The following is a 1,726-nucleotide window of genomic DNA, read 5'->3' as shown; positions in this document are numbered from 1 at the left end:
CCGACTATCCGCATTAATCTTCACCCTCCTCTGAATATTCAAAACCGTAAGATCTTTGTACTTTCAGCAAATACGCTTTAGTATGCCTCTCGTTGACGGTTTCGACGACACCTCGATCCTCTCCATCGGTCATCTTGGCATTATAGCCGGTGCCTACGACTCCCTGCAGATCGCCGACGTGATCGATAACGCCCTCCCGAAGACCCGTCATCACCACCTCAGCCACTCCCAGGTTCTCAAAGCCATGGTTCTCAACGGTCTCGGGTTCATCGAACGTCGTCTCTACCTCTTCCCCGACTTCTTTGACGACATCGCCGTCGAACGTCTCCTCGGGGAGGGCATCACGCGTGACCACCTCAACGACGACGTGCTCGGTCGAACCCTGGACGCGATCGCTGCCTATGGCCCAACCGAGTTATTCAACGAGATCGTGGCAAAATGTCTCCTCCCGACCGAATTCGGATCACACTGCGTCCATGTCGATACCACCAACTTCAGCGTCACAGGGGCGTATGAATCCGACCTCAACATGGGCGAGATCGAGATCACCTACGGCCATCCGAAGGATGGCCGCTGGGACCTCAAGCGTTTTGTCCTCGGAATGGCCTCAAACCAGTATGGGGTTCCGCTCTTCCTCCAGACATTCTCCGGCAACGAATCCGACAAAGAGACCATCCTGACGATCATCAAGCAACTCAAAGAAAACCTGAAATCTGCCGAAAAAGTCTATCACGTGGCTGATTCTGCGTTTTACACCGCAACCAACCTGCAGAGCCTGGGGCAACACACCTTCTGGATCAGCCGGGTCCCGGCCACGGTCAAGGAAGCACGGGATCTGGTCCGGACAGGAGATCCGTTCTTGCCCTGCACTGACGACCGATACGCCTACCAGGAGCATTTCAGTGAGTATGCCGGGATCCGGCAGAAATGGGTCCTGTATCGGTCGATCCCGATGTATGAACGGGAGGAGAAGACGCTCGAGAAGAACCTGGCAAAGGACCTTGACCGGGCGCGGACGTCTCTTCGGAAACTCTGTTCCCGGGAGTTTGCCTGTGTCCCGGATGCGCGGATAGCGGCCGAAAAATGGCTGGAACAACATCCGCGATACCGGTTTAGTGACCTCGAGATCGTCACGATTACCCGGAAACCGGAGAAGAAACGAGGGAGGCCGAAGAACGGGGAACCGGTCCTTCTATCCTACAAGATCACGGCAGGGATCGAGCACAACCCCGAGGTTCTCGCTGAGGAACGGCGGATCCTGGGGAGGTTTGTCCTGGCGACGAATGATCCCGAACTCTCTGCCGATGAACTGCTCGCGAACTATAAGAGACAGGGCGCGGTGGAACGCGGGTTCCGGTTCCTGAAGGACAGTTCGTTCCGGGTTGCTGAGGTCTATTTGAAGAAGCCGTCCCGGATCCAGGCACTGGCAATGGTGATGGTGCTCTGTCTGTTCATCTATTCGATGACGGAGTTCCGGTTGCGGCGGGAACTGGAACGAACCGGCGAGACGGTGACCAGCCAGACGAAGAAGCAGACCCGGCGACCGACGCTGAAGTGGACGTTCTTCCTGTTCCGGAGGGTGCGGGAGTTTGTGATAGTTGTCGAGGATGGGAGGAGACTGAAACGGGTGACGAACATGAACGAGGAGTTGTGGAAGATCTTACGGTTGTTGGGGAGGGAATACGAAAATTACTACATTTGATGGAGGACATGCGGAATGTGCGTT

At 55.8% G+C, this 1,726-nt stretch carries 1 protein-coding gene; it reads left to right on the top strand.

Annotated elements, in window-relative coordinates; all coding sequences use genetic code 11:
- The first annotated feature begins 82 nt into the window (after positions 1-82).
- A complete protein-coding gene (locus tag QMC91_RS09905; RefSeq protein WP_300238076.1) occupies positions 83-1,702 on the top strand; it encodes an IS1634 family transposase in 1,620 nt (539 codons plus the stop codon).
- Positions 1,703-1,726 lie beyond the last annotated feature (24 nt).

It is taken from the genome of Methanoculleus sp., from assembly GCF_030019085.1.
Lineage (GTDB): Archaea > Halobacteriota > Methanomicrobia > Methanomicrobiales > Methanoculleaceae > Methanoculleus.
Note: the sequence above shows the minus strand (reverse complement) of the source record. Positions and strands in the feature narration are given on the sequence as shown.